The 6,916-nt window shown below is 36.8% G+C and carries 8 protein-coding genes; all 8 read right to left on the reverse strand.

Going from position 1 to position 6,916, the window contains the following annotated elements:
• Positions 1-213, reverse strand: a 213-nt coding sequence (locus AB1349_12130; GenBank protein MEW6558078.1) for a hypothetical protein, incomplete at its 3' end; no start/stop codon positions are given.
• Positions 214-227: 14 nt separating this feature from the next.
• Positions 228-860 (reverse strand): MBL fold metallo-hydrolase, encoded by a 633-nt coding sequence (locus AB1349_12135; protein ID MEW6558079.1) that lies wholly within the window; start codon positions 858-860, stop codon positions 228-230.
• A complete protein-coding gene (locus AB1349_12140) occupies positions 861-1,028 on the reverse strand; it encodes a nucleoside-triphosphatase (protein ID MEW6558080.1) in 168 nt (55 codons plus the stop codon).
• Positions 1,028-1,138, reverse strand: a complete 111-nt coding sequence (locus tag AB1349_12145) for a nucleoside-triphosphatase (GenBank protein MEW6558081.1) — start codon at positions 1,136-1,138, stop codon at positions 1,028-1,030. Before AB1349_12145 ends, AB1349_12140 begins: the two co-directional genes overlap by 1 nt.
• Positions 1,139-1,179: 41 nt before the next feature.
• Positions 1,180-1,353 (reverse strand): hypothetical protein, encoded by a 174-nt coding sequence (locus AB1349_12150; protein MEW6558082.1) that lies wholly within the window; start codon positions 1,351-1,353, stop codon positions 1,180-1,182.
• A complete protein-coding gene (locus AB1349_12155; GenBank protein ID MEW6558083.1) occupies positions 1,346-2,485 on the reverse strand; it encodes a tetratricopeptide repeat protein in 1,140 nt (379 codons plus the stop codon). The genes AB1349_12150 and AB1349_12155 overlap by 8 nt, the downstream gene beginning before the upstream one ends.
• 203 nt (positions 2,486-2,688) lie before the next feature.
• Complete coding sequence (locus tag AB1349_12160; protein MEW6558084.1) at positions 2,689-3,618, reverse strand: PorV/PorQ family protein; 930 nt, start codon at positions 3,616-3,618, stop codon at positions 2,689-2,691.
• Between the two features lie 7 nt (positions 3,619-3,625).
• Positions 3,626-6,916 (reverse strand): LamG-like jellyroll fold domain-containing protein (locus AB1349_12165; protein ID MEW6558085.1); only part of this gene is annotated, 3,291 nt, incomplete at its 5' end.

Genomic DNA, 6,916 nt, shown 5'->3' on the forward strand with positions numbered 1-6,916 from the left:
TGCTTTTTCAAGTCCTTCCTTTTTATTTCCGTAATCATCAGAATAATCTTCTGATACATATGATATACAGGCGAACACATTTTCGGTCTCTACTGCAATTTTCCCGTCATTTATTATTTTTCTAACTGTAACTCTGTCTGAAAAATATAGTTTATAAAAAGCAATAATGCCACAAACAATAATAACTAAAATTTTAAGCAAGGTTGTTCTCATAGGATTTTTTCTCTTCATTGTTCTTTATTCTTAACATTTGCTTCTATGGATAATTTTTTACACAGGTTAATAAATTTTTGAGCATCTTCATTACCACCAACTATTTCTCCATAATGCATTGGGACAGCAATTTTTGGTTTGAGCATTTCTGCAGCCTTTGCCGCCTCCGATGCTGTCATCACATATGTGCCAGAAACTGCCAGAAGTACAATATCGCATTTTATATTCTTCATTTCAGGAATTATGTCTGTATCACCACTGTGATAAATTTGCTGACCAGAAACAGTGACTATAAATCCTAAACCATCAGATGACTTCGGATGAAATGGCTTGTTGATATTATACGCTGGAGTTACCTTTATATCAACATTATGCACAGTAATTTTATCGCCCGGCTTGACTGTCTTAACTTCCATATCTGAAAAACTCAAAGCAGAAGTTTTGTTTGCAACTATAACTGTTTCTTTCCCCCCCTTGCTGATTTTCTGAACATCTTCTGGTGAGCAATGGTCATAGTGGTTATGGGTTATTAAAACAATATCTGCTTTTGGCAAGTCCTTTTTTAGTCTCCACGGGTCAATATAAATTGTTTTTTCACCCTCAATACGAAAACTTGCATGACCAAGCCATTTAATTTTTTCTAACATCTATTCCCCTTTTATATCTGCTAGAATCTTATCTGGAATTGAGTTCCTGTTCTCAACTGTTACAGAGATAACTTTAACATTTTGTCTTTTTTTGATTTTATCAGTGAAAGTATTGGGTTTTTCTTTTATTGTGCCAATGACTTGCTTTTGACTGTTGAGAGCAGAAATTACTGCTTCCTGAAATCAAATCCACCAACAGAATCAAGTCGGGCTACAATTTTTTTGATTATCGTTGTCTTTCCGACTCCCGGCTTTCCAGTGAGAAGGATATCTTTCATTTTATTTTTAGATTTTCTTATTAAGTTTTATTATACTTTTTTCAGGTCAAAAGGCAAGAAATTTTTATGGCGGATAGGATTGAATTTATTCTGATGCAGACAAAACCGAGTTGTTGCTCGTAGTATTTCAGAATATTTTTTGGATGGAGTTTCTGCGGGTAAACATTTCCTCGCCAGTCGGGATATGAAAAACCAGAAGTGCCAAGTTTAAGCATAATGTCTTTTTTGTGGAATTAAAGATATGGGTTTCCCCTCTTCTCTTGCTCGCTGCATTAGTTTAGATAAATTATCCATTGGTTTTTTTCTCTTTATCTCTGATACTATATTCTTTACCCGTTCATAGTCTCTATCTGTTGCTGGAGCGTACATTAAAAATTGTTGTAAAGCTTTGAGTGCTTCTTGTAATCTCTTCATTCTTTTATAAAACAACCCAAGATTATATAAAGTATCTATGTCATCTGGAACAATCTCTAATACCTTGTTGTATTCATCTACTGCAACAGAATTATTTTGCCCATCATAGATAAATCCTAAGTAAAAGTGTGCTTCGGCATATTTAGGATCTATTATTAACATCCGTTTCAAAACAGATTCTGCACGTTTTTCGTCCTGCCTTTTCAAATAGTTTTCTACTAATCTTAATCCAAGCCATAGGTCAAACGGTGCTACTTTGTACAATTTTTCAAGAGTTCCAATATCTTTTGTAATACCAGGTGCAAATGCTTTTCTCCGTTTTAATCCGTAACTTCTAATTTCATATACATTTATTGTTAATCCAACATCTTTCAATCCTATATTCATTTCGTCAGTAAAAGATACCGGTATTTTCAATTCTGACATCTGAAAGTATGCTTCTCGTGTCACCATAATTTTTGTATATTTACCTTGTCGTGAAACAGACTCTGCTCGTTTTGCAACGCTAATATTAAACCCTTCAGCAGATATTTTTTTACCTCTAATACAAAATCTGGGGTTAAGTATCACCTGTCCATAATGAATTCCTATGCCAACATCAAATGGAGATTTATCTTGTTTCACTCTATCTCTATTTATCTTTTCGGTTAACCATCTTCGTTTTATTTGTAAAGCAATTTCAATTGCAATTTTTAAATCTCTCGCTTTTTCTCTGGTATACAAAAATAGGCTACACTCATCGCCTTTTACTGAAAATTCTAACTCTTGCTGTTCTGTTTTTGTATAGAATCTCCGAAAATAGTTCTTGATTGTACTTATACAAACATTATGAAAAGATGTTAAGAATCTATCATACTGTTCAAGTGATAAAATATTTGCTATATTTGATGAACCTATTAAGTCAATAAAAAGAAGCGTAGCATTTTTTTTCATTAGTAAAAACCAGGTACATAAAATAAACGAGGTGGTCAGCACAAAGAGATTTGGCACTCCAGTAACAACCTTTTTGTGTCAGTTGCCTACACCGACAGTTGAACTGAATCAGGCAGGACTTTGAGTCCTTTGTTCTAATGCCCCGAGTTTTTTCAATCTTTACTCGGTACTTGAACCCGTGCCTAACCACCCCGTGAAATAATTTACCATTTTATGCTGAATGATATTCTATGTGTATTCCCTAAATCTCCATATGGCACGAAGGCATAGTCGGTTGAAAAATTGAGAATTCGTAAACCTAACCCGCCACCCAATCCAGTAAAGTCGGTTAGCGGTGAGCGGTTGGCGGTTAGCGGTTTCAAATAACCAAGTCGTAATGCTAACGGACTTATTGGGACATACTCTGTGCCGAATGAGATTTCTGTTTTATTATCGTATATTTTTTGCTTCATATCAAGTGCCAGTGTTAATGCATTCTTGATGTTGTAGGATGCACCAATTGTTGCTGTCAACGGTAAATTATATCCTTCCGAGATAAAAGTCATCTTCGGGCCGAGATTCTGGAATGAAATACCAGCAGATAGCGGGTAAGCGGATAAGCGGGTAAGTAAGCCGACATCAAATGCAAAACCGGTTGCTTTTTCAGCTTCTATTCTTTGCTGGATGAGTTTGAGATTAGTGCCTAAACTTAACTGCTTACCTGCTGTCCTGCTTATCTGCTTACTGTATGAAAATGTTAAGGCGGTATCGTAGGCAGAAAAACTATTTGTTTTGTTCCTGTCTTCGTCTCTGCCCTCTATTTTCCCTTGTGAGAGCAGTATCGCACTAAACCCTATCGCATTTTTTTTCAACGGAAATGCTCCCGCCAGAAAGTCGTGCTTGATATCAGCAATCCACTCCGTGTGCTGTCCTATTATTTCACTATTTCGCAATTGTGAAATTCCTGCAGGGTTGTAATTGATTGCTCCGGCATCGTTCGCTACTGCTACATAAGCACCACCTAATGATGTTGCACGGGCTGATGTGCCAATGTTTAAAAACGAGGCACCAGTGTTTGATGATGCAGGTAGAAAGGTAGAGAGGTAGAGAGGTACAAAGGTTAAGGCAAAAATAAAAATAAAAATTTTTTTCATAAAAACCTCACTTTATAACTGCACATTTCCCTTGTGCCTTTATGTCGGGATACCCGCTCTTTTTCGCTCTCACAAGATAAATATACACACCACTTGCGATATCAGAGATGTCCCAAGGGTATTCATATGCATATCTTCCATCATTGTTTCTGTCCTGTGGCGGCTCTGTGATCTCTGTTGAATGTATTAACTCACCTGCAATGTTGTAAATTCGTATTTCAACTTTGTCGGCAACACCGACTTCTATGTGTATCGTCGGATATTTTCCACCTTTCGCAGGATTCGGAAATGAGTATATTTCGCCTTTTACAAAATCAGAAATTGCACGATTGATATCTTGAGAGATTGGAGCAGAAGCAAGTAGTGTTGTGGGTTTATTAATTGAAACGGTTGCTTCGCCATTTACATCAGATTCAAGCCCAAAGTAACTGCCAACAGCATTGCCTTTGCCATCCACTTTTATTTCAGAATACGGTGCATAAACAATTGCTGTAAGTTGGCTTTCTCCATCTACTTTTATCTCGCCCGCTTCTATTTTATCATCATCATCTTTATTTTTATCCTTTTCTTTACCTTTATCGTTATCATCTTCTTTCTGTTCTTTATCAACAAATATTATTAAATCAGAAATGTTTCCACTTGAATTAAATCCGCTTTTACCAGAAATTTTTACCTTGCCTGTGCAGAGTATGTTTACAGCCCCAGAAATATTAACTGTCGCTTCACCTGAAACATCCATCTCTGTAAAATAATATGTTCCTGACGAAAGTGTTATAGTATCTTTGTCAGCAATCTTGAATTTCAACTCTTCATCAATTGGGCTTTTACCTTTCTGTGTATGTGGTATTTTAGCGTTGTCATTGTTTTGAATAACATAAGTAGTTATTGATAATAAGTCAATCGGAACAGAACTAATTTTGACTGCATTCTCTATTGCATTTCCAGTAACTTCTGCTTTTCCATTTAATTTCACTGTCTCACCATAGACATCGCCAATAACTTTTGCCTGACCGTTTATATCAACTTCACCATTGCTTCTTATATCACCTGTTACCTGTGCCTTACCATTTATCTTTGCTTCATCTATACCAATTAACGCATAATCAGGAATTATCGTAACAAACACTGTGTAGGATTTTATTGCTTCTGTATTTTCTACATTATCTATTGACCGATAGTAGATCGTATGAACACCCTCGGTAGAAAGGTAGAAGGTAGACAGGTAGACGGTGAAAGATGAATCGTCAATTGAGTACTCTGTTTTATTTACGCCGGATGCGACATCATTTGAAACCGGGTCCGACGCTGTCAATGTGAGCGGAGTATTCGGCGAGATATACATTTCGTTGAATGCTGAAAACTTCGGCTCACCGATAACAATATCTGTAACTGGTGGTGTGCCGTCAACATAAAAAGTTTTTGAGTTGATGAGTTCGGTGTTGTTGAGATTATCAACAGCGTAGTATTTTACAGTATGAATGCCTTCGGGAAGAATAAAGTGTATTGTGTATTGTGTAAAGTGTAATGTATCAGTTGAATAATAAATTTCTTTCAAGCCAGAGGCTACTCCATTAATTACAGGGTCTTCTGCTGTGATAATTATCTTTGTTTCAGGTGTGATGTATGTCTTTCCATCTACCGTCTCACTCCTACCATCTACCATTAGTTGACTTCCCGGCTTTGTATTGTCCAGTTTTACCGTGTTATCTCTCACCGCTTCTGTGTTTTCTACATTGTCTATTGAATAATATGCTACTGTGTAAATACCATCCGCACCTGTGATACTATATGTTGATGTGTATTTAGTATATTCAGGATTTACATTCGTGGAATTGCTAATTGAATATCTTGTTTCTTTTACACCTGATGGAATTGTTCCTGAGTCAATCGCAACAAGTAAAAATTGCGAATCCGATGTTATGTATTCATCGTATTTTGGCTCACTCACAGATTCAAATGTCTCGGGTGAAGAGTTATCTATTACCACTTTTAATGATTTTTCTTGCTCGCAATTCAGTAAGTTATCGTAACTGCGATAAGTCATTGTGTGTTCTCCTTCAGGTAAGGTAGAAAGGTAAAAGGTAGAGAGGTAGATGGTAAAACCACCATCATCTATTTTGTATTCGGTATACTTCACTCCACAGGGAATTATTCCACCGTCTATCGCTGTAAGCATTATCGCTGTCTCACTACTTACAAATATTTTATCTCCTATCTCATATCTCGGAACTCCTATCTGCAGTTGCGTCGTCGGTGCAGTAGTATCCACAATAACTTCAAGTGACTTCGCCTGTTCTGTGTTGCCAATAACATCAACGCTGTAATATGTAATTGTGTGAGAACTTTCAGAAGGAATGGTAAATGGTATACGGTAAACGGTAGACGGCAAACCATCTATTGAGTATCTTATTTCTTTCACTCCTAATCCTTTCTCGTCACCAACTTCTATCAAATCATCAGCGGCACTCAAGGTTATCGGCGTGGCGCTGGTTATGTAATTGTTGTATTTCGGATTGCCAACCGTTAGGGTTGTCCTCGGTGGTTTCGTATCCCAGATTACCTCAAACTTCGCGGTTGTTGAAGATGAATAATGTCCCAGACAATCACTCGCTTCCACCGTCAGCGTGTAGAAACCGTAATATGGTAAATCCAGCGGTTCTATTTTATCACCAGCTTTCACATATACTTTTTGACCTTGGACTTCGGACTTCGGACTTTCTACAAGTGTTAAATATGCTGTTGTATTTACAGGACTTAAATCCTTAATCTCAATATCAATCTTAATCTTATCAATTGTTGCTATGTATTTTCTATCGGCTATAGCAGTACTTATCGTTATCTCAGGCGATGTATTGTCCAGCACTATCGTTTTTGTCTTTATCGGTTCTTTATTTTCTACATTGTCAGCTGAATAATACGAAAGCGTATGCTCGCCGTCACATAACTTTGTCACGGTTGAAACTAACCCAACACGAACTTGTATTTCTTCGGCTGTTAACGCTCTACTATACAATCCAACTTCGTCTATCTTACCTTCAAACAGATACCAATCCCAATACAGCCCTATTGCTCCTGCTCCTATTCTTGTTGGCATACCATCATTGTCCAAATTACCTGTCTGCACGCCAGTATATACAACTACTCCATCTAAATAAATCTTTACACATTCACCATCGTATGTTACTCCATAATGATGCCAAACATCTTTGGTAATTGGAACCAATGCTGTATGATAATAGTAATTATTCCCAATTTTAAGTGTAACAGAAATCCTATCAGACCTTATTAGAATCCTATT

This window comes from Elusimicrobiota bacterium (assembly GCA_040757695.1).
Classification (GTDB): Bacteria; Elusimicrobiota; UBA8919; order UBA8919; family UBA8919; genus JBFLWK01.